20 protein-coding genes and 1 tRNA gene are annotated in these 20,901 nt (G+C 45.7%); 12 read left to right on the top strand and 9 right to left on the bottom strand.

Features of this window, described 5'->3' with window-relative positions; translation table 11 throughout:
• Window positions 1–21 precede the first annotated feature (21 nt).
• The 7 genes from ACSX1A_RS14905 to ACSX1A_RS14875 form a co-directional block, all read right to left on the bottom strand.
• Entirely contained in the window at window positions 22–612 is a 591-nt protein-coding gene (locus ACSX1A_RS14905; protein WP_439880434.1) for a porin family protein, read from the bottom strand.
• Between the two features lie 237 nt (window positions 613–849).
• Window positions 850–2,388: a YifB family Mg chelatase-like AAA ATPase gene (locus ACSX1A_RS14900; RefSeq protein ID WP_439880433.1), complete on the bottom strand. Its 1,539-nt coding sequence runs from the start codon at window positions 2,386–2,388 to the stop codon at window positions 850–852.
• 137 nt (window positions 2,389–2,525) lie between these two features.
• Window positions 2,526–3,185 carry a hypothetical protein gene (locus tag ACSX1A_RS14895; protein WP_439880432.1) on the bottom strand — a complete coding sequence of 220 codons (660 nt, stop codon included), beginning with the start codon at window positions 3,183–3,185 and terminating at the stop codon, window positions 2,526–2,528.
• Between the two features lie 240 nt (window positions 3,186–3,425).
• On the bottom strand, window positions 3,426–4,001 hold the full coding sequence (gene lpcA / locus ACSX1A_RS14890) for a D-sedoheptulose 7-phosphate isomerase (protein WP_439880431.1): 576 nt from the start codon (window positions 3,999–4,001) through the stop codon (window positions 3,426–3,428).
• On the bottom strand, window positions 3,998–4,351 hold the full coding sequence (locus ACSX1A_RS14885; protein WP_439880430.1) for a hypothetical protein: 354 nt from the start codon (window positions 4,349–4,351) through the stop codon (window positions 3,998–4,000). Before ACSX1A_RS14885 ends, lpcA begins: the two co-directional genes overlap by 4 nt.
• Before the next feature lie 129 nt (window positions 4,352–4,480).
• A complete protein-coding gene (locus tag ACSX1A_RS14880; RefSeq protein ID WP_439880429.1) occupies window positions 4,481–6,319 on the bottom strand; it encodes an ABC transporter ATP-binding protein in 1,839 nt (612 codons plus the stop codon).
• 229 nt (window positions 6,320–6,548) lie between these two features.
• A complete protein-coding gene (locus ACSX1A_RS14875) occupies window positions 6,549–8,219 on the bottom strand; it encodes a hypothetical protein (RefSeq protein ID WP_439880428.1) in 1,671 nt (556 codons plus the stop codon).
• 77 nt (window positions 8,220–8,296) lie between these two features.
• On the opposite strand from ACSX1A_RS14875, the gene ACSX1A_RS14870 reads away from it, so the two are divergent.
• The 3 genes from ACSX1A_RS14870 to ACSX1A_RS14860 all read left to right on the top strand — a co-directional run bounded on the left by ACSX1A_RS14870 (window position 8,297) and on the right by ACSX1A_RS14860 (window position 10,547).
• On the top strand, window positions 8,297–9,280 hold the full coding sequence (locus tag ACSX1A_RS14870) for a GNAT family N-acetyltransferase (RefSeq protein WP_439880427.1): 984 nt from the start codon (window positions 8,297–8,299) through the stop codon (window positions 9,278–9,280).
• Window positions 9,253–9,909 (top strand): uracil phosphoribosyltransferase, encoded by a 657-nt coding sequence (upp, locus tag ACSX1A_RS14865; protein ID WP_439880426.1) that lies wholly within the window; start codon window positions 9,253–9,255, stop codon window positions 9,907–9,909. Before ACSX1A_RS14870 ends, upp begins: the two co-directional genes overlap by 28 nt.
• Window positions 9,910–10,139: 230 nt before the next feature.
• The gene (locus tag ACSX1A_RS14860; RefSeq protein ID WP_439880425.1) at window positions 10,140–10,547 is read left to right on the top strand and encodes a hypothetical protein; all 408 of its coding nucleotides are present in this window, start codon (window positions 10,140–10,142) and stop codon (window positions 10,545–10,547) included.
• A 62-nt stretch (window positions 10,548–10,609) separates the two neighbouring features.
• Here the strand turns inward: ACSX1A_RS14860 and ACSX1A_RS14855 are convergent, their stop codons facing one another.
• Complete coding sequence (locus tag ACSX1A_RS14855; protein WP_439880424.1) at window positions 10,610–11,971, bottom strand: DEAD/DEAH box helicase; 1,362 nt, start codon at window positions 11,969–11,971, stop codon at window positions 10,610–10,612.
• A 256-nt stretch (window positions 11,972–12,227) separates the two neighbouring features.
• Here ACSX1A_RS14855 and ACSX1A_RS14850 point away from each other — a divergent pair, with 256 nt between their 5' ends.
• The 7 genes from ACSX1A_RS14850 (at window position 12,228) to ACSX1A_RS14820 (ending at window position 18,250) form a co-directional block, all read left to right on the top strand.
• Entirely contained in the window at window positions 12,228–13,466 is a 1,239-nt protein-coding gene (locus ACSX1A_RS14850; protein WP_439880423.1) for a serpin family protein, read from the top strand.
• Window positions 13,467–13,559: 93 nt separating this feature from the next.
• A complete protein-coding gene (locus tag ACSX1A_RS14845; RefSeq protein WP_439880422.1) occupies window positions 13,560–14,894 on the top strand; it encodes a dihydroorotase in 1,335 nt (444 codons plus the stop codon).
• Window position 14,895: 1 nt separating this feature from the next.
• Window positions 14,896–15,264, top strand: a complete 369-nt coding sequence (locus tag ACSX1A_RS14840) for a DUF6980 family protein (RefSeq protein WP_439880421.1) — start codon at window positions 14,896–14,898, stop codon at window positions 15,262–15,264.
• 126 nt (window positions 15,265–15,390) lie between these two features.
• A tRNA-His gene (locus tag ACSX1A_RS14835) sits at window positions 15,391–15,467 on the top strand.
• Between the two features lie 127 nt (window positions 15,468–15,594).
• A complete protein-coding gene (locus ACSX1A_RS14830; RefSeq protein WP_439880420.1) occupies window positions 15,595–16,518 on the top strand; it encodes a PfkB family carbohydrate kinase in 924 nt (307 codons plus the stop codon).
• A gap of 153 nt (window positions 16,519–16,671) precedes the next feature.
• Window positions 16,672–16,872 carry a hypothetical protein gene (locus ACSX1A_RS14825; RefSeq protein WP_439880419.1) on the top strand — a complete coding sequence of 67 codons (201 nt, stop codon included), beginning with the start codon at window positions 16,672–16,674 and terminating at the stop codon, window positions 16,870–16,872.
• Window positions 16,873–17,008: 136 nt separating this feature from the next.
• Window positions 17,009–18,250, top strand: a complete 1,242-nt coding sequence (locus ACSX1A_RS14820) for an NAD(P)/FAD-dependent oxidoreductase (protein WP_439880418.1) — start codon at window positions 17,009–17,011, stop codon at window positions 18,248–18,250.
• A 58-nt stretch (window positions 18,251–18,308) separates the two neighbouring features.
• Here the strand turns inward: ACSX1A_RS14820 and ACSX1A_RS14815 are convergent, their stop codons facing one another.
• Complete coding sequence (locus ACSX1A_RS14815) at window positions 18,309–20,024, bottom strand: M61 family metallopeptidase (RefSeq protein WP_439880417.1); 1,716 nt, start codon at window positions 20,022–20,024, stop codon at window positions 18,309–18,311.
• 246 nt (window positions 20,025–20,270) lie between these two features.
• Here ACSX1A_RS14815 and rpmH point away from each other — a divergent pair, with 246 nt between their 5' ends.
• Window positions 20,271–20,432, top strand: coding sequence for a 50S ribosomal protein L34 (gene rpmH / locus ACSX1A_RS14810; protein WP_219878235.1), 162 nt, complete (start codon window positions 20,271–20,273; stop codon window positions 20,430–20,432).
• A 40-nt stretch (window positions 20,433–20,472) separates the two neighbouring features.
• The gene (rnpA, locus tag ACSX1A_RS14805) at window positions 20,473–20,883 is read left to right on the top strand and encodes a ribonuclease P protein component (RefSeq protein WP_439880416.1); all 411 of its coding nucleotides are present in this window, start codon (window positions 20,473–20,475) and stop codon (window positions 20,881–20,883) included.
• Window positions 20,884–20,901: the final 18 nt, after the last annotated feature.

Below are 20,901 nucleotides of genomic sequence, written 5' to 3'. Positions count from 1 at the left end.
TATACTAACAGGTAGTCTGCGTTATCTGGTCGGGAATGTATAACCAAGTGTTAACATAAATAGGTTGTTCCGTGCATCTGAAACGTTTTCGTTATCATAAAGTTTTGAGATGTCACCATTATAACGCACACCAAGGCTTAAACCTAATGGGGTGGAAGCAAAGCCAATACCTGCCGCATAACCAAAACTAGTACGCTTAAACTGGTCCAGGTTATCATCTATATTCACACCATTAGACTCAATGTCGCCGCCAATGCGGAAGGAAGCCTGGGGGCCGCCTTCAAAGTATAATGGTCCGGCATTGATACGTGCTAGTACGGGCACATCTAAATAACTGATCTTATACTTAAAGCTGTCATCTTTCGACTCGGCTCCTTTTGTAGAGAATAAAAGCTCTGGCTGTATTGCAAAGAAACCATCACTGGAAAGCATAAATTGTGATGTAACACCGGCATGAAAACCAAAAAGCCTATCAAGGTTATCGGCATCATCACCAGAAAAGCCGGAGTAGTTCGCACCTGCTCTTATTCCAAATCGCGGGGCTTGCATTTGTGCCTGTGCGGCAACCGTGGTTACCATTGCTAAAACGAATAATATAAGTGTCTTTTTCATTGTTTCTAAATTCATGTAATTAAAAGTATTCTCCAGGCCGGCAGTAAGAACTATCTGCCTGATGTAAGCCTCTTACGACAGGATATTTAAAAAGTCTAAGAATTAGCAAATAATTTTGTTGAGGTAATAGTATTTTATGTGAAGCATATGGTGCAACTGCAAATAAAAAAGCAGCGACATAATATGCCGCTGCTTATCGCTAAATAGCTATCTATGTATAAATTAAGTAGTTCTGAATTATCCTGCCCAGCCTTCTCGGTCCAAGCTTCTGTATTGTATAGCTTCTGCTAAATGTTCAATTTTTATATTTTCACTTCCTGCCAGGTCAGCAATGGTTCTGCTCACTTTCAGGATGCGGTCATAAGCACGGGCCGATAACCCCAGGCGCTCCATTGCTGTCTTCAGAAGGGTGCGTCCTGCTTCGTTTATCTGGCAAATTTCTTTTACCATCTGCGATGGCATCATCGCATTGGAGTGCACTGCAGGGGTCTCCTTAAAACGTTCTGTCTGCAGGTCCCGGGCCTGCACTACTCTTTCCCTTACAGTGGCGCTGTCCTCTGATTTTCGGGTGGCAGTCATCTCATCAAAAGTTACCGGTGTCACCTCTACGTGCAGGTCGATCCTGTCCAGAAGAGGGCCACTCACCTTATTAAGGTAACGCTGCACCACGCCTGGGCCGCACACACATTCTTTTTCCGGGTGGTTATAATAACCGCAGGGGCAGGGGTTCATGCTTGCCACCAGCATAAAATTAGCAGGGAAGTCGATGGTTGTTTTGGCCCTCGAGATCGTTACACGCCGCTCTTCAAGCGGCTGGCGCATTACCTCCAGCACGGTGCGCTTAAATTCCGGGAGTTCATCCAGGAATAGTACCCCATTATGAGAAAGGGAGATCTCGCCTGGCTGCGGATTACTGCCACCTCCTACTAAAGCTACATCAGATATAGTATGATGGGGCGAGCGGTAAGGGCGCGTTGTCAGCAAAGAGGCTGCTTCGCCCAGTTTGCCTGCCACAGAGTGTATCTTCGTTGTTTCCAGTGCTTCGTGCATGGATAATGGCGGAAGCACAGACGGAAGTCGTTTAGCCAGCATGGTTTTACCTGCACCTGGAGGGCCGATCATGATGACGTTATGCCCACCTGCGGCAGCGATCTCTAAAGCACGCTTGATATTCTCCTGGCCCTGTACATCGGCAAAGTCAGCGGCATATTGATCTACGGTACTCTGGAAAATATCACGGGTATCAATAGTTAAAGGAATGATGTCGCTTTTCCCGTCAAGAAAATTGATGGCCTCCAGAATATTGCTGACACCGATCACATCCAGGTTATTTACAATGGCAGCTTCCTGTGCATTTTGTGTTGGAAGTATAAACCCCTTGAAGCCTTCTTTGCGGGCCTGGATAGCAATAGGCAATACACCTTTTATTGGCCGTAACGATCCATCCAGAGATAACTCACCCATTATCATATACTGTGAGATTTTCTCAGTAGCTATCTGACCCGAGGCGGCCAATATTCCCATTGCGATGGTTAAGTCATACGCTGTACCCTCTTTGCGAATATCGGCGGGTGCCATGTTGATAACAACTTTCTGGCGGGGCATTTTAAAATTGTACTGCTTCAAGGCAGACTCTATGCGCTGCTCGCCTTCTTTTACCGCATTATCCGGGAGGCCAACCAGGTAGTATCTGGTGCCGGCACTAACATTAACTTCTACGGTTACGGTGTAGGCATGTACGCCCTGTACGGCACTGCCGAATGATTTAATAAGCATCTGGTATAAGTTATCCCGGTAAAAAATTGCAGGTAATCTGTGCGCTAACACGAGGCCAAGCTACAAAGTTCTAAATATTGAACTTAAGAAAGAAACCTCTTGCAACATCAAATAAAAATTGATGGAAGTCGCTGCCGCTACTGAAGCGTATCGCCTTTTAACCTGGTCATGTCTGGGTGGATAGGTAAGTATGTTTCTGTTACATTTTCGCCTTTCGGATGCACAGTGATTGCTGTGCAAGTACTGTCGGGAATAGTAATTTCAAAGGCTATGCCTTGTGGTTGATCATCGTAAATGTAAACCTGCTGTTTCATTTGGTTAGTATAGTATGCAAGTGGCCGCAGATTGCTGAACTCTTTACGAACTCTGGCAAACGTATCACCAGTGCCGATGCCGCTTTTGGTTTTGTAACCGGAAGCAGTAACCTGTATCTGCTGCACTTTTGGAGGGGAACCACTGCCATCGAAATTGTTGACGGTATACGCTGCCACGTAGCTGCGTTTGCCTTTTGGATCATTGCTGATCCAGAACTGCAATGATTTACCCATCGCAGCATCACCGCTATCAGCTTTGCCCATAATGCTATACAGTTCATTGGCAGGCATTAGCAGATTTATCTCACCTATACTTTCGCCGGGTACTATAAGAAAAGCGGAGTCGGGTGCTTCGGTGCTTGCAGGTGCTAAAGCTGCTGTGTCAGCGGCCTGGGGCTGGGTCTCTTCTGTTAGATCGTTGTTAACCTGAGGCTGACAGGCAAGTAGGCTTATAGCCAGAATAAAAAATAAGTAGTGTTTCATAAACCGATGCTGCTTCCTGCTTGTACCCGGAGCGCAACCTCCATTACATACGCACCTTATGGCATCGGGGAGAGAATTTTACGGCAGTAAATAGTTAAAGAAGAGAGCAGCGTTTACGAGCGTATAAATTCTGTGCACCGGGTGACTTGCGGTGACTGTCCTCCATTTAAAAAAAAACCCGCAACTATCACGACAAAAGCTGCGGGTATACTTTGGGTGCTTGTAAATGCACGTTGTCTTTTATACTAGCTTTTGCTCAAGCAGCAGAATAAGTATATGAATAACTTTAATGTGTATCTCCTGAACCCGATCAGCAAAGCCAAAGTGTGGAACGCGGATTTCAACATCACACAAATCTGCCAGTTTTCCACCGTCCTTGCCTGTTAGGCCCACCACTTTCATGCCTTTTGCTTTAGCTGTCTCAGCGGCTTTCAGTACGTTGCCTGAATTGCCGCTCGTACTGATCGCTAAAAGCACGTCTCCCTGGTTACCGAGCGCCTCCAGGTAACGGGAGAAAACAGAGTCGTAGCCATAGTCGTTGCCAACGCAGCTCAAGTGGCTGGCATCAGAGATGGCAATAGCTGGAATCGCTTTTCTGTTTTCGCGGTAGCGGCCGGTTAGTTCCTCGGCAAAGTGCATGGCATCGCACATGGAGCCGCCATTGCCACAGCTCAGGATTTTGCCGTCTTTGCTCACGGCTTCAGCCATAGCATCTGCGGCAAGCTCGATAGAGGCTATGTTTTTTGCATCGGATAAAAACGCATGAAGCACTTCCTGTGCCTGCGTTAACTCTGCCAGTATGGTGGTGGATGTCATGCTTGTTTAAGGAGCCTTACCTCTGCCTCGATCTCCTCGGCTTGAGGTTTGTAGCTGTTGCTTCTAAATTCCTGTCGTTTCTCGTAAAGATCCGCTTTTAATCCGTTTATTTTAAGTTGTGCAAGGTGCTGCTCGTGCTTCAGGTCTGCGATGTAAAGGTGGTTAGCCAGCAATCTTGCAAACATGATCACGCCGCCAATGGCAACTATAGCTTTGTAAAGTAACAGAACCTGCTCGTCTGTTTGGATGTTCAGAATTGTGTTTTCGTTAAGTACGGTTGTGAGTAGCAGAACAGTGAACACGATGTAGGAGATCACAAGGAAATCCAGGAATGCTTTAAGTGCTTTCATGTAGAGAGTAGGATTTTAGTGCAACAACATATTTTCTTAAAGCTAAAAAAAAATATGATTCTTTTGCAAGGCTAAACCCTAATTCCTTATAAATCGAACAATTAGCTGATAAATAATACTATTAATCCTCTAAACGGTTAATTGCATCTGGGTAAGTTTGGCATAAAGGCCGCTATTTTGAAGCAATTCCTCGTGGGTGCCACGCTCTATTATGCGGCCTTGTTGTAACACCAGAATCTCATCTGCATACTGAATAGTACTTAACCTGTGTGCTATAACGATGGAGGTCCTGTTTCTCATCAGGTTGGTTAAAGCCTCCTGTACTAACTTCTCAGATTCAGTATCCAGTGCCGATGTTGCCTCATCAAGAATAAGTATCGGAGGATTTTTAAGTATAGCCCGGGCTATGCTCAGGCGCTGCCGCTGGCCACCTGAAAGTTTGCTGCCCCGGTCACCTATCATCGTCTGGTAGCCATTTTCAGAGTCGATGATAAATTCATGAGCATTGGCAATTTTAGCTGCCGCAACTACCTCTTCTTCTGTAGCATCGGTCTTATTGAAAGCGATGTTATTATAGATAGTGTCATTGAACAAGATAGATTCCTGCGTAACTACCCCAATCTCATCACGCACAGATTCCATTGTATAATCCCGGATGTCATGCCCGTCAATAAGTATGGCACCTTTGGTAGGGTCATAAAAACGCGGTATCAGGTCTGCCAACGTAGACTTACCTCCACCGGAAGGACCAACCAAAGCAATAGTTTTGCCTTTTTCTATGGTGAAGTTAATATCTTGCAGAACAGGCTTATCTCCATAGCCAAAGCCGACATCAATAAATTCGATCCGGCGCTCAAAATGAGGCAGCACCTTGGCATCAAGTTTATTCACGATCTGAGGCTTGGTGTCAATCACTTTTAACACCCGCTCACCAGAAACCAGCCCGCGTTGTATATTGCTGAATGCAGCAGACATAGCCTTTGCAGGCACTAAGACCTGTGAGAAAAGTATGATGTAGGTTATAAACTCCGCTGGCTTCAGATCAGACTGCTGGGTTAAAACCAGTGTACCACCATAAAAAAGCAAACCTGCCACCACTGTTACTCCCATGAACTCAGACAGGGGAGATGCCAGGTCTCGTTTGTTAGCTATTGAGCGCTGGATACGGGCATAACGATTATTCTGGTCATGAAACTTTTGAAGTATAAAGGGTTCTGCATTGAATGCTTTAATCACCCGGATGCCACTCAACGTTTCATCGATAATGGTAAGTATAAAGCTAAGGGAGTCCTGCCCCTGACTTGCCTTGCGCTTTAACTGCTTGGAGATACCGGAGATGATACCCCCTGAAATCGGCAGCAGGATAAGCGTAAACAAGGTAAGCTTAACAGACATTGTAAACAGGATGGCAAAAAAAGCGATGATGGCGATAGGCTCTCTGACAACTACTGTTAAAGTGCTCACCACAGAGCTTTCCACCTCCTGTATATCAACTGTCAGGCGCGTCATTAGGTCTCCTTTTCGCTCGTTGCTAAAGTAACCCAGTTCCAGCTCTGTCACACGCTTGTATACCTTTTCCCGCATTTTCTCTACCACATGTGCCCGTAGTGCACCTATTATCCTGAATGCCAGGTAACGGAAGAGGTTAGCCAGGAAAATAGAGATAACAATAATAATGCAGACAAATAACAGAGCCCCCAAACGGCCTTCCTCCAGAATTACCTGCCCAAAGTGGTAGTTAAAGAAATTCTTAATGAAATCTATCGTAAAGCTGAATTCAGGTTTTGTTGTAGCCATCATGGCGGCTTCTTCAGTACCTACCTGCCCAAATAACACATTAAGCAAAGGGATGATCAGAGTAAAATTAAACAGGCCGAAAATGATGCCGAGTACGGTGTACAGGGTATATAGTGGCACAAACCTGCTGTAGGGTTTTGCGAACTGAAGTATGCGAAGGTATGTCTTCATGGTATTTAATTTGTTGCTGGCTGCTTCTCCTGCATAAAGCCGTTGCTGCACCCTCACAACCACTATGGTAGCAATTTATAACTGCTTCGTTCTTATTTTTATATCTGGAAAGGCTTCTGTTTTAGCCGCCGCAAAGATACTGAATAAAAGGCAGAATGGCAGAAAAGTAAAAAGGTAGAACATTTGTTGTTCTACCTTTTTACTTTTTAGACCCAGACTGTTTTATCTCCTAAAACTCATGCAGCCTTTGAGGTATGTTCCAGCGGAAAGCAAACGAGAAAAAGGTGGTATTTCTGTCCAGTGCGTTGATTTCTGCATCCGTGCGCCTGAGTATTCCCTTCAGGTCCAGGAACATGTTATGGCGGAACTGATACGTTGCAGTCAGGTCGAGGTGCAGTTGATTGGTTGTGTTACCCTGGCCAATCTCATTTCCATAGTCTGAAACGCGTGTGGTGTAAGGGAGCAGCACGCTGCCACCATAGTTCAGGGTGTCGGTATCAGTAATTATATCCTGCCCATAACGGGTGGCAATAGCTTTGCCGGTAAGCATCAGGCGTGGTACAGGCTGGTAATAAACAATACCTATCAGCTCTGCCAGGTTGGCGCCAATAGGATGTGCGAGTGACTGGTTGTAGTGCTGGTAATTGGTAGTGGAGTTCCGGTGCTGGTAAGTATAAGGCCGTATAATGTTAACCTCACCCTGCAGATCGAGGTTACTAAGCCCAAAGGCATCAATATATTTAGCACCGATCTGCCCGGCCTGCTTGTTGGCCCACCAGCCATTCATCGCTTTTACTTCTTTCAACACAAACTCATCCAGCTCTAACTGCCCATAAAGCTGTAGTCGGTTGTGTATGTTCCAGCGGAAGTCTGCACCCAGCATGGCATTGTCTTCGCTACCTACAGCCTGCTCAATGGCTCTGTAAAATATTATGGGGTTCAGGTACTGTAGCTCGAACTTGCCTTTATCGCGGGCAAATACAACCTGCTCAAAAACGCCGATGTTGATGTTGTCGGTTACATTTATGCCCAACCTATGCAGCGCCATGTATTTTTTAGGGAGCAGTTTATCACCACCGCCACGCTGGAATTCCGAAGTAAGCTCCTGGAACAGGTTCATGTAATGCAGCTTCCAGACACGTGTGTTTAACTTGAGGAAAAATGCAGGGGGAGCATAGTCCGAAAGGACTAGGGAGCGGTAGCCATCGCCTATAAAATGGCGGTCGTGGCCCAGCTGTATCTCCACATGCTTGCTAAGTGCATAATTCAGGTAACCGCGTGCTGTTATATAATCGTAGCCATCTTCTTTAAAGTCTTTCCAGAATCCTTCGTGCGGTACCACGCCATCCCGCCGGATGCGATCCATTACATAGGCTGGGTAGCGGGCCTGGTTTTCACCGATGAAAGTATAGAACCCAAAACGGCCATCAATAGAACCTTCTATCTGTACGCCGCGGGTGTTCACATAACGAATGCCATCTGTCTGGTCATCCATCCCCACCTCAAAGTGCAGTACGGGGTTAACGCGTAAAGTAAAAGCATCACTTTCATAGTGGAAGAGATCTGTTTTATTTCTATAAAAGTAATTTAAGATCGGCTTCCTGCTTTCGTTGTTCTCCTGGGTAGTATAGTTCCAGTTATCGTTCAGCAGATAAGAAGTGTTAAACTCATCTACTGCCGTGCGGGCATTTCGAGCACTTATCTCGGCAAGGTTGGCTACATCCTGACGTCCATATGGGTGTACTGCGGTTTGCAGACCGGGGACTTGTTCACCGTACTTTATCTGGTAACGGTCTATCCAGTGGTATACATCACGGTTATAGGGTACATACACATCCTGTGCCTGTGCGGAAAAACCAACAAAAAATGTCAGGGCAAAGGCCCATCCTAGTCTTCTCATGAATAAAACCTAAGGGGAAATCAAAGCTTTGAAATGCGAATGTACTCTTTTATAAAATTAATGTTCAAGAAACCGGAGTGAATTTATACTTTAGCAGGACATTAAAGCCCTGGTGCCTCATGTTGCGTTACCTGCTACACCAAGAGATAAACGAAGAGAAATGGAATGATTGTGTTGCCGCATCTGCGGAGCACATTATATATGGGTATGCCTGGTATTTAAATGCTGTGTGCCGGAACTGGGATGCCGTGGTTGAGGAGCAGGATGGCGTTTATGTATCTGTTTTTCCGCTGCCCCTTGGCCGGCGGTGGGGGCAACTGGGGGTGTTGCAGCCTTATTTCACGCAACAGCTGGGCCTTTTTACCACTGTCAGCAGTGCCTTCAAAAATATACAGGATTACCTGGCTCTGATTCCTGATAAGTACAAGAATGTTTACCTGCAGCTGAACACGGGGAATACCAACGCATTAAATATTGAGATACAAACGGTTAGCCTGTCGGAGCGTGTAACGTATCACCTGGACCTGAGGCCAACTTATAAAGACCTGCTCAAGAATTACCGCAACCGGCACAAGCTGCATAAGGCACAACGATCCGGCCTGGAGATAAAGCCACTCAAAAATATAAAGCCGCTTGTTTCCATTTTCAAAGCGACCAAAGGCAGAGAGCTCTCCGAAATGAAGGAGAAGCATTATCGTATGTTGGCCGGGTTATATGAGGTGCTACAGAAGCATAATGCTGCTGAACTGCTGCAGGTAGTAAATAGTATGGCACAACCAGTTGCTGCCGCGTTGTTTATAGTACAGCCTGGTAAGGTGATCTTCCTTTTTTCAGCCTCTTCCGAGGAAGGACGAAAAAGTGCTGCTATGACACTGCTCCTGGACCATGTCATCCGGAAGTACGCAAACGCAAATGTTATTTTTGATTTCGAAGGAAGCATGGTGCCATCTGTTGCAAAATTTTACGCAAATTTTGGAGCAACACCTGTGCCCTATGTATCTTTAACAAAACAACACAAACCCTGGTACCTCAAATGGAAAGACGCAATCTCAACATCCTGACCGAAACCCCCTCTCTTGCTAACCATTATATTGCAGAGCTGCGCGATATTCATGTACAGGGAGATAGCCTGCGTTTCCGGAGAAACCTGGAACGGATCGGGGAACTGCTGGCCTATGAGATATCCAAAACGCTGCCTTATAAAATGGTGACCATTACAACCCCATTAGCTGAGACAGAAACAATGCTGCTCACAAACCAGCCTGTACTGGCCACCATTCTGCGTGCCGGTTTGCCTATGTACCAGGGCATGCTGAATTATTTCGATAAGGCGTACAGTACATTCGTTGGAGCCTACCGGGTAGAGGAAGAGAACACCGAGCTGCAGATAAATATGGAGTACCTGGCATCAACTGACCTGCACGATAAGATACTTATCCTGGCAGACCCCATGCTGGCAACAGGGAGATCCTTGGTGAAATCTTACAAAGGCATGTTGCGACACGGTAAGCCAATTCAGGTGCATATTGCCGCCGCCATTGCGTCGCCGGAAGGTATTGCCCATGTGCAGCAGGAGATTCCGGAGGCATTGATCTGGTTAGGAACACAGGATAGCCACCTGAACGAAAAGTCGTACATTGTGCCGGGCTTAGGAGATGCAGGAGACCTGGCTTTCGGGCCTAAGATCTGATCCTGAACTTTAAGTATAACTTGCCTGTTGCTCATACTGGAATCCATAATGTTTTGATATTTAAATTTTTGCAGAATTTGCAGACCTGAGATGTCTGTAAACTCATATAAACTTTATGGTTATGGTGCGTATACTATATACTTCCAACCCTTTCCTTTTTTAGAGTACAATTTAAATTTATTGCTGTGTTGGTAGAAGTTCTGAAGTACCTGTCGGTGTACTTGGTGAGTATGGTAAAATTTTTTGGAGGACCTGTAACCGGAGCAACCTTAGGATTATCTTACATGGAGTCAGTGTTGTTAACTGTGGCAGGCATGATGACAAGCGTTATCATCTTCTCCATAGTTGGGAGGGCTTTTTCTAAAAGGGTCTCTACCATGCGCCGGGCCAAGCGTAAGCCTATCTTTAGTAAAAAGAACAGAAGGGTTGTGCAGATATGGAAGCGGTTTGGTGTAACAGGTGTGGCCTTTTTAACGCCCATTTTACTTACTCCGATATTCGGAACAGTAGTCGCAGCACTTTTTGGTGCCTCACGCAAGCACATATTTATACATATGTTATGGAGTGCTATATTCTGGAGTGCACTACTTAATTTTATGGTTTTTGAGTTTGGTAACATAGCATCTTCGCTGTTTTAGAACAGATAAGAAATAAAAGAAAAAGCCCCTCAGTAATTAAGTTTACTGAGGGGCTTTTTCTTTTATTTCTTTCTGCTGCTACCTTTCTTCTTTGTTTTCTGCCAATAGGAATTTTTAGGGTCGCCTTTCTTTTTGCCTTTCTCAAAGTTTGATTTATGGCGCCCTTTCTTCTCATGAAAAGCCCCTTTAAAGTCCGGGTCTTCACGCCGTTTATGGCGGTCTACGTCACGGGCCATTTCCTGCTGTTCCTCAAAGGGCGTGTCAAACACTTTTACATCGGCAGGCATTGCCACCTCCGGTATCTTCATTCGAATGATCTTTTCAATCTTGCCTACATGATACATTTCAGCTTCAGTGGCAAAAGTAATGGCGGCTCCTATGTTTTCAGCGCGCCCTGTCCGACCAATACGGTGTACATAGTCTTCATAGATCAGAGGTACATCAAAATTGATCACATGGCTGACCATGGTTACGTCGATACCCCTTGATGCCACATCTGTAGCCACCAGGAAACGTATATCACCGCCTTTGAAGGCTTCCATAGAGTTAATACGTGTATTCTGGCCTTTATTTCCATGAATGGCACGCACTTCGCCGTAGTTACGATGCTCCAGAAACTTGGAAACGCTCTCTGCATTTTTCTTGCTCCTGGTAAAAATGATCACGCGGTTAAACGTCTCATTATCCTGGATCAGGTGCTCAAACAGTTCGATCTTAGTGCGCAGGTTTGGTACGCGGTAAAGGGTTTGGGTAACAGTTTCTACCGGAGTGGCCTGAGGGGTTATCTCTACCCGTGTCGGAAACTCAAGAAACTCCTCTGATAGCTCCACCACTTTGTCGGGCATGGTGGCTGAGAATAAGAGGTTCTGGCGCTTGCGCGGAATTACCTCCAGCAGCTGGCGGATCTGTGGCATAAAGCCCATGTCCATCATCTTATCTGCCTCATCTAGTATCAGTGTTTTCAGCTCCTTAAGCACCAGCTCCCCTTTCAGGTAAAGCTCCATCAGGCGCTTAGGCGTGGCAACAAGTATATCAACGCCTTTATTAAGGGCTTCAATTTGAGTTTTAGGTCCGAGTCCGCCATAAATGGCCAGGTGGCGCAGGTCCGTATATTTTGCCAATAGCTCAATATTCTCTTCTATCTGCATGACCAACTCACGGGTAGGAGCCACGATCAGCGCACGCGGGTTATGGCCTTGTGCATACTTCACTTTCATGAGCAGTGGTAGCAAAAAGGCAGCAGTTTTACCTGTTCCGGTTTGAGCAATGCCCAGTATATCGTGGCCTGCCATTATTAACGGAACAGCCTGTAATTGTATAGGTGTAGGTTTTTCGTAACCGGCATCGGCAATGGCGTTCAGTAGCTGTTTGTTCAGCTTAAAATCCTCGAACGTGGTTATTTCTTTGTCTGCTTCTTCTGCCATGGTGGTAATTTATGCTTTGTATTTGTGTACAAAGGTACGGCTTTTTTACGGGAGGCAGATGAAATGATGTAAGAGAGCAAAAAGTGCCACTGATGCTGGATATGCGTAGTGTTATGGCTTACTTGTACACTTTTAGGTTCTCTGACGGAATAATATATATTGTAAGCTTGCAACTCTTTTATCCTGTTAAGGGTCAAAATTATATACTTAGGTATTTAGCGGTTTACACTGCCGATCCCTTACTAGCTTAGTAACCATGAAGAACTCTTTACCAAGACTCCCCCTTTTAATTACTCTTGCCGCTACTGCTGCTTTGTCTTTTTCATCCTGTCAAAAAGAGCAGCTGGACAATAATGCCCCTAACGTGCGGCCATTAACGGCGCAGGAGCAACTGACCGTAGAAAGCTCAAACGATTTTGCCTTTCGTGCTTTTGCTTCGCTTAGCGAGGAGGAGGGTGCAAAGAATGTGTTTATTTCTCCTCTCAGCATCAGCATGGCTTTGGGTATGACATACAATGGTGCAGCATCTACCACAAAGGAAGCAATGTACCAGGCTTTGGGTTTTAAGCTGAATTCAGACGATGAAATAAACAAGTCATTCAAAGATCTGACCAGCCTGCTGCAGGGGATAGATAAGAAAGTTGTTTTCACGTCTGCAAACTCCTTGTGGCACAGCAACCAGTTCAAGCTGCAGGCTCCGTTTATCGAAACAAACAAAAAATATTTTGATGCGACGGTGCAGGGGCTTGATTTTTCTTCGCCAGCTGCGAAAGACCAGATCAATAACTGGGTGAAAAATAAAACCAACGGAAAAATTGATGGCATTATTGATGAGATCCGGCCTGAGCAAATATTATTCCTGATCAATGCGATCTACTTTAAAGGTACCTGGACTTACCCGTTTGACAAGCAGCTGACAAAACCCGGTACATTTCATCTTGAAGATGGCAATACCGTTACCCACGACTTCATGACGCTGAAGAACGGCAAGTACCTGCATTATGAGGATGCCAGCAAAGAGGTGGTTGACCTGCCCTACGGTAACCAGCAGTACAGTATGACAATAGTAATGCCTAAGGAGCAGCATACGGTGCAGGAAACTGTAGAGGGGCTTAGCGAGAGTAGTTTGGCCTCGTGGCTGTCAGCAGCGGATACAATGAAGCGAGAGCTTCAGATGCCTAAGTTCAAATTAGAGTATGAGAGCCAGCTGAATCAGGTGCTGACACAATTAGGTATGGGCATTGCCTTTAGTGATCAGGCAGACTTTAGCCGAATGGTTGAGGGGCAAGGAGGTTTGTCTGTTTCTGAAGTGAGGCATAAAACATTTCTGGGCGTGAACGAAGAAGGGACAGAAGCTGCAGCAGTCACTTCTGTTGGTATTGGGGTTACCTCTGTGCCTTTGACCGTCCGGATAGATCGTCCTTTTGTGTTCATGATCCGCGAGAAGTCTTCCAATGCCATACTGTTTATAGGCAAGCTGATGCAGCCTGAATAACAGGGCCAGAGCAGATTTGCTAGAGGTAAAGACCCGAATACTGCATGAAACCAAGATAATGTGTTAAATTTGTTCAGCACATATCTTAGCAGCATGAAAAGTATTCTGATCCAAAACGCACAACTCGTAAACGAAGGAATTATAACCACTGCTGACGTTCTTGTACAAGATGGACGTATTGCGCAGATCGGACATAGTATAACAGCAGAGGCTGACGAAACAATTGATGCCACTGGCCTGCATCTATTTCCTGGGGTGATCGATGACCAGGTGCATTTCAGAGAGCCGGGGCTTACCCACAAAGCGAATATTGAAACGGAGGCAAGAGCGGCTGTGGCCGGTGGTACTACTTCGTTTATGGAGATGCCGAACACCGTACCAAACGCACTTACGCAGGAGCTGCTGGAGGATAAGTACAAAATTGCTGCCGAGACCTCGCTGACGAACTATTCTTTCTACATGGGCGCCTCCAACGATAACCTGGCCGAGGTATTGCTCACCAACCCCAACACTGTGTGCGGTATCAAGATATTCATGGGCTCTTCCACAGGAAACATGCTCGTAGATAATGCCGAAACGCTGGAGCAGATCTTTGCCAAAGCCAAACTGCCCATCGCGGTGCATTGCGAGGATGAACAGACCATACGCGACAACATGGCGATCTATGAGGAGAAGTACGGCGAGGATATCCCCGTGAAATGCCACCCGGAGATACGTAACGAGGTGGCTTGTTTCAAATCATCCTACCTGGCCGTGAAGCTGGCTGAAAAGCACAACACGCGCCTGCACATCCTGCATATTTCCACTGAAGAAGAGTTGAAGCTCTTCAGAAATGATATTCCGCTGGAGCAGAAACGCATCACGGCAGAAGTGTGTGTGCATCACCTGTGGTTTGATAAAGAGGATTACGACAAGTTTGGTACCCAGATCAAATGTAATCCCGCTATTAAAGAGCATCGCCATAAAGAGGGATTACTAAAAGGGCTGTTGGAGGATAAACTGGATGTGATCGCTACAGACCATGCCCCCCATACCTGGGATGAGAAGCAGAACAAGTATAAAAAGGCTCCTTCCGGTATTCCTTTGGTGCAGCACTCGCTGCAAATGATGCTGGAGTTTGTAAAGCAGGGTAAACTGACGCTGGAGAAGGTAGTGGAGAAGATGAGCCATGCACCAGCTATACTTTTCAACGTGCGTGAGCGCGGCTACGTTCGGGAAGGCTACTGGGCTGACCTGGTGCTGGTAGATTTGAATAAACCCTATACTGTTACGAAAGAGAACATCTATTATAAATGCGGCTGGTCTCCTTTAGAGGGCCATACTTTCAACAGTACTATCACACATACGCTGGTGTCAGGGCATTTGGCCTTTGCTAATGGTACGTTTGATGAGAGCAAGAAGGGAGAGCGATTGTTGTTTGACAGATAGTATGGACTTAGAGAGATTTAAAGAGCTGCATGCCCGCTTTTTCGGTAAAAACCTGCCTGAAGAAGTTATACAGTCGGAAGAGTATGAAGCTTATGCAGATGCCATTCATGAAAATGAAGCCTGCTATACCTGGGCGACGACAGAAAAGCTAAAGAGCAAAGGCTTTGACTACGAAGGTTACTGCTGCATGATGATGGCCGATAAAGTGTTTCAAAGCCTGGATGAAGAAGGTGAGATAAAGAGTGATGACCCGGATGTGATCATCAACAAGTGGGATGAAGGTTTGTATGGCATCCCCATACATGACGGTGGTGCATCTATGGTGGTCATAAATTATTGCCCTTGGTGTGGCAGTAAATTAGCCAAGTAAGTTTCTTTAGCTAAGCGGCTTAGGCTGTACCTGCCTCAAAATGCTAAAAATAATTCTTCAAAAATGCGCTTAGGGTATTGCATTATGTGATTTCATGTGTATATTTGCACTCTCAAATGAGACACGGTGGTTGTAGCTCAGTTGGTTAGAGCACCAGATTGTGATTCTGGGGGTCGTGGGTTCGAGACCCATCTTCCACCCCAAGCCCTTGAAGCAAACCTTCAGGGGCTTTTTTATTTTAGTTAATTGCTAACTTGCGGAGTGTTTAACGCGCTGATTGTCAGCTTCGATCTTTTACTCTCTAAAATCAGTCATTCAAAATTTAAAAATATGAGCTTAACAGTAGTCGGTTCAATGGCGTTTGATGCGCTGGAGACGCCCTTCGGAAAAACAGATAAAATCGTAGGCGGAGCGGCAACATACATTTCATTGTCATCTTCATACTTTGTGAAGCCTGTAAATGTAGTGTCAGTTGTTGGCGGTGATTTTGATCAGGATCACATCCAACTCATGCATCAGCGCGACATCAGCACCGAAGGCGTGCAGGTAAAAGAGAATGAGAAGTCTTTCTTCTGGTCTGGCCGTTACTTTAATGACATGAACAGCCGCGAGACACTTGCTACAGAGCTGAACGTGTTAGGCGACTTTGATCCAATCATCCCTGATAGCTACCAGGGCTGCGAATACCTGATGCTGGGCAACCTGGCACCACAAGTGCAGCGCACAGTAATTGAGCGTTTAACAGAACGCCCAAAGCTAATCGTGATGGACACGATGAACTTTTGGATGGACATCGCACTGGAAGAGCTTAAGGAAACGCTGGCACTTATAGATGTGCTTTCTATCAACGATGAGGAGGCACGCCAGCTTAGTGGTGAGTACTCGTTGGTTAAAGCTGCGAAAGTGATCATGGCAATGGGACCAAAGTTCCTGATCATTAAGAAAGGTGAGCACGGTGCCCTGTTATTTAATGAGGAAAAAGTGTTCTTTGCACCAGCCCTGCCACTCGAAGAAGTGTTCGACCCAACCGGCGCAGGCGATACCTTTGCGGGGGGCTTTATCGGCTATCTTGCCAAAAGTGGTGATATAAGCTTTGATAGCATGAAACGTGCTGTGATCTATGGTTCGGCTATGGCTTCATTTTGTGTTGAGAAATTTGGGACAGAGCGCCTGAAGAACCTGACGCAGGAAGAGATCGAGAATCGTGTGCAACAATTTGTAAAACTGGTTCAGTTCGATACGGTACTACAGTAGTCCTATTTATACTTGTGAATGCAAAAAGGGAAGCCAACGCTTCCCTTTTTGCATTTATTTACAGCAACAATCCGCTCTTTAATTTTAGAAAAATGTAACAAAGTATGGACGGAAAGGGTAAAACTATGTATAGACTAATGAGGAGATTGGATTATGAGTATAAAGAACCAGAATAAAAAAGACATAGATGAACTGAAGAAGAACAACCCAAACGAGGTTGATCCGAATAAGCCAATGGGTAATATCAATGATAGCCCAAACCGTAATGCACTAAACAAAGACGCTACAAAAGTGCAAAACCCTAACCGCAATTTAGCGAAGGGTGGGAATAACACTCCCGCAAGAAAGAAGTAGCGCATACCGAGCAAAATAAATACTATGAAAATACTGAAGGAGGATGGCCTTAGCGGCTTTCCTTCTTTTTTTATGCCTTATAAAGTGTGGCTGTCTGAGCAATTCCTTATCTTTCGTTTGCTCATAACGCTTACACATGTATAAAACTGATATCTGCATACTCGGTGCCGGACCAGGAGGCGCCACTACAGCACTTCACCTGGCACAAAAAGGAATATCTTCTGTATTAATAGATAAGGCTAGCTTCCCGCGCGATAAAGTTTGTGGCGACGCCCTTAGCGGGAAAGTAGTAAATGAACTCCGCAGGATATCTCCGGATTTACCCGGGTTGTTCAGTCAGGAGCAGGAGGTGCAGGTGCCTTCGTGGGGTATTCATTTTATCTCGCCGGGTGGGCAGAAACTGAGCGTGCCCTTTAAGTATAACTATAAGCCCGAAGTAGATGCTCCTGCCGGTTACATTTCAAAGCGTATCGATTTCGATAATTTTCTGGTGGAGCAGGTAAGGCAGCGGTCTGAGATTGAACTGATGGAGGGGCTTGACATTGCCAAGTATGAGCGCCAGCAGGATGGGAGCTTTTTATTGTCTGATAAAAATGGTGATGTAAAGATAGCCGCCAGGTTATTGATAGTTGCTAATGGTGCCCAGTCTGGTTTTACCCGGCATGTGGCAGGGCTGCAGCAGGAACCGGAGCATTATTGTGCCGGCCTGAGGGCCTACTATAAAGGAGTGGAAGACCTGGATAAAGATAATTTTATTGAGCTACATTTCTTTAAAGACTTTCTACCAGGTTATTTCTGGGTATTCCCGCTGCCCAATGGCTTTGCCAATGTAGGCGTAGGCATGCTAAGCAGTGCGATAAGCAGCAAAAAGATAAACCTGAAAAAAGAAATGCTCCGCATGATCGAAACACACCCGGAGCTTCAAAAACGCTTTGCCCATGCAGAGCTTGTTGGCGATATAAAAGGTTATGGCTTGCCATTAGGCTCTAAAAAGCGCTCCCTTTCAGGCGATAATTATATGTTAGTAGGTGATGCCGGTGCCTTGATAGATCCTTTCACTGGAGAAGGCATTAGCAACGCCATGATCAGCGGCCGCTGGGCAGCTGACCAGGCCGCTATGTGTCTGGAGCACCAGGACTTTTCTGCCTCCTTTTTACAGCAGTATGACAAAGCCGTGTATAACCGACTCTGGAAAGAGCTTAAGCTAAGCCGCCAGATGCAGAAACTGCTTAATTATCCTTGGTTATTCAATCAGGTTGCAAACAAGGCAACAAAGAATAAAGCATTGGCCGAAACCATCTCCTGTATGTTCAATGACCTGGACCTCAGGGAGCGGTTGAAGCAGCCATCATTCTATTTTAAACTACTCTTCAATTAAGCCCGTAACCAAACAATTTTTTTCGGAACGCACACTAGCCCTGGAGAGAAAGCAGGGCCTAAAACTCCTGTTTCAGCCACAGTTTAAAATTCTGCTTTTCTTCAGGGGTAGCGTCTTCTCTCTTGGCAATAGTATACTTGCTGTAATAGCGGTGGGTACCTTGTGGCAGCTGCACTACATGGAGCTGCTTCTCCCTGAATAGCGTTAAGGTTGGCGGTTCCTGCTGCTGGGCCATAAGGTGTTGCAGGTTGTTTTCTATTTTGCGGCCATTAATTGCAACAAGCTCATCTTCTACACTTAGCACATCATAGGCAGGTGAAGCAGGGGCAATAGCAGTAACTTTAGTGCTTCCTTCTGAGCTTACTTTAAATCCATACTTGCTTTCGTAGAGCAGGGTGTTGGGGTGCTCTTTTACCGTGCATCCTACATAATTAAGTGCCTCATCCAGGGCGTGCTCAATAGCAACTGTACCATTTATGTAGGCATCAAAGTATGATTGCATGGATGTGCCTGCAATGCGTTGTACTAACTGAGTATAGTCATCTTCGGTGTAGCCAATCCCTTTTTTCCCGAACTGCTCCCACAGTGCTTTCATCACTGTGTCTAAGCTGGCTTTGTTATGAGTGTGCTGCCGTAGCTGCAGGTCCAGGAGCAGGGCAGTAAGAGCCCCTTTAATGTAGATCGATACTTTGCGGTCAGGAATGCCGGGTTTGTAGCCATCAAGCCATAGATCGAAAGATGAGTCAGCTACTGAAAGGTTGCTGCGGCTGTAATCCCCGAAATAACGCTGCAGCGATGTGTTCAGCTCCTCGAAGTACTGCTCTGCTGTGAATACCTGTGCTCTGGCCAGCATGTAGTCGCCATAATAAGTGGTAACACCCTCAGCTACATAACCGGTCTTAAAGTAATTCTCTTGAGCAAAGTTGTAAGGCATCATTTCTTTTGGCCGGATTTTCTTCACATTCCAAGTATGGAACAGCTCATGAGAGCTAACCCCCAGAAATTCTTTGTAAAGCGCTGGGGTCATCAGCAGTTCACCCGGGCCAAGCGTGATAACAGTGGAGTTGCTATGTTCTACACCATGGTAGAAACGGTAAGGCAATATCTCATTCAGGTAATGGTACTCTTTAACCGGAAAATCACCGAATACTTCCAGCTGCTCCTGTGTAAAGGCGCTGAAGTCGTGTTTTATCTTATCCCAGTCTGGCTGGCAGTGCCCTTGGATCCAGATATTAAAACGGACTCCGTTAGCCTCATAAGTTTCTTTTTTTAGTGAGGAACTGGCAATCAAAGGGCTATCCACCAGGGTATCGAAGCTATCTGCCAGTAAGGTGTGCCTGCTGGTTTCAGGCATGCCGCAGGCTACTTGCCAGTTCTCAGGTATGGCAAATTTTAGCTGGCAAGCCTCCTGTTCCCGTCCTTCCACGGCCATGAGGCAATTGATAGGATTTAAGTAAAGCTGCTCTTCGTCAAGCCAGGAGCCGCCGCCGTCCATTTGCCTGGCATAAAAGCTGTACTTTATTTCGATAGAAGACGCGCCATCAGTTTCGACTACCCAGCGATCCTTGGTCTCTTTGTGGATGCCGATGTCTTTACCATTAGCGCTTGCCGTTATACCCCGCAATTTTTGGGCGAAGTGCTGCAATTCATAGCGTCCGGGTCGCCAGGCAGGAAGCTGCAGGTACAGTAAAGTGGCAGTATTTTGTGGAATGGTAATAGTGATGTTCAAAAAATGCGACAGGGCACTGGAGTAGGAGAGGGAGTAGCTTATCATAGTTGAAGGTATCATATGTAATAGATTGGCACTAACTGTAGCTGCCGGATGTAGCCTGAAATGGCAAAATTAGTCAAGCTGTGAAAGTGCGTACGAAAAAACTTGCTGCAGTTAAGGGCTTAATTACGCTATTTTAGAAGACTTAAGGGGGATATAACCATATTTTTACGAAAATTCTGAGGCAGGCTTTGTAATTTACAAAAGGTTGTCTAATTTTGCAGGCCATAATAAAACCATTGGCAGACGATGAAAAGAACATTCCAGCCTTCTCAGAGAAAAAGAAGAAACAAGCACGGTTTCAGATCAAGAATGGAGACCGCTAACGGTAGAAGAGTATTGGCTAGCAGAAGAGCCAAAGGCAGAAAGAGATTATCTGTTTCTGACGAAAAAAGACATAAGGCGGCTTAATTCCTGATCAGGGATATGCTTCGCTTATTGGTGGCCGCTCATGCATAACGAGCAAGCTAACGATATTAAAGGCGAGCAGCCAACTTCCTATACATTTTCGAAAGAAGAACACTTGTGTAGCAAGCGCCTTATCGCGCTGCTTTTTAGCAAGGGTTCTTCTTTTAATTTGTATCCCCTGCGGTTTATTATTTATTCTCCGCAGGAGATGTCTCCTGGTACACCCCAGGTGCTCCTCTCTGTTTCCAAACGCTACTTTAAGCGTGCAACAGATCGTAACCGCCTAAAAAGGCAAATGCGTGAGGCATATCGCCTTCACAAGCATATTCTTACCCGTAACCCGGAGCAAGCACCGCTGCTTTTGGGTATACTTTATATAGGGAAAGAAAAAAAAACCTTTCAATCCATCCAAAAAAAACTAATTTCAGGTTTGGAACGTTGTTTGAGTAAGTAGTCTTACCACGTTCTATAC

Origin of the sequence: Pontibacter sp. MBLB2868, from assembly GCF_051904785.1 — a bacterium.
Classification (GTDB): domain Bacteria; phylum Bacteroidota; class Bacteroidia; order Cytophagales; family Hymenobacteraceae; genus Pontibacter.
The sequence above is the reverse complement of the archived record's forward strand: the minus strand, read 5'-3'. Positions and strand labels throughout refer to the sequence as shown.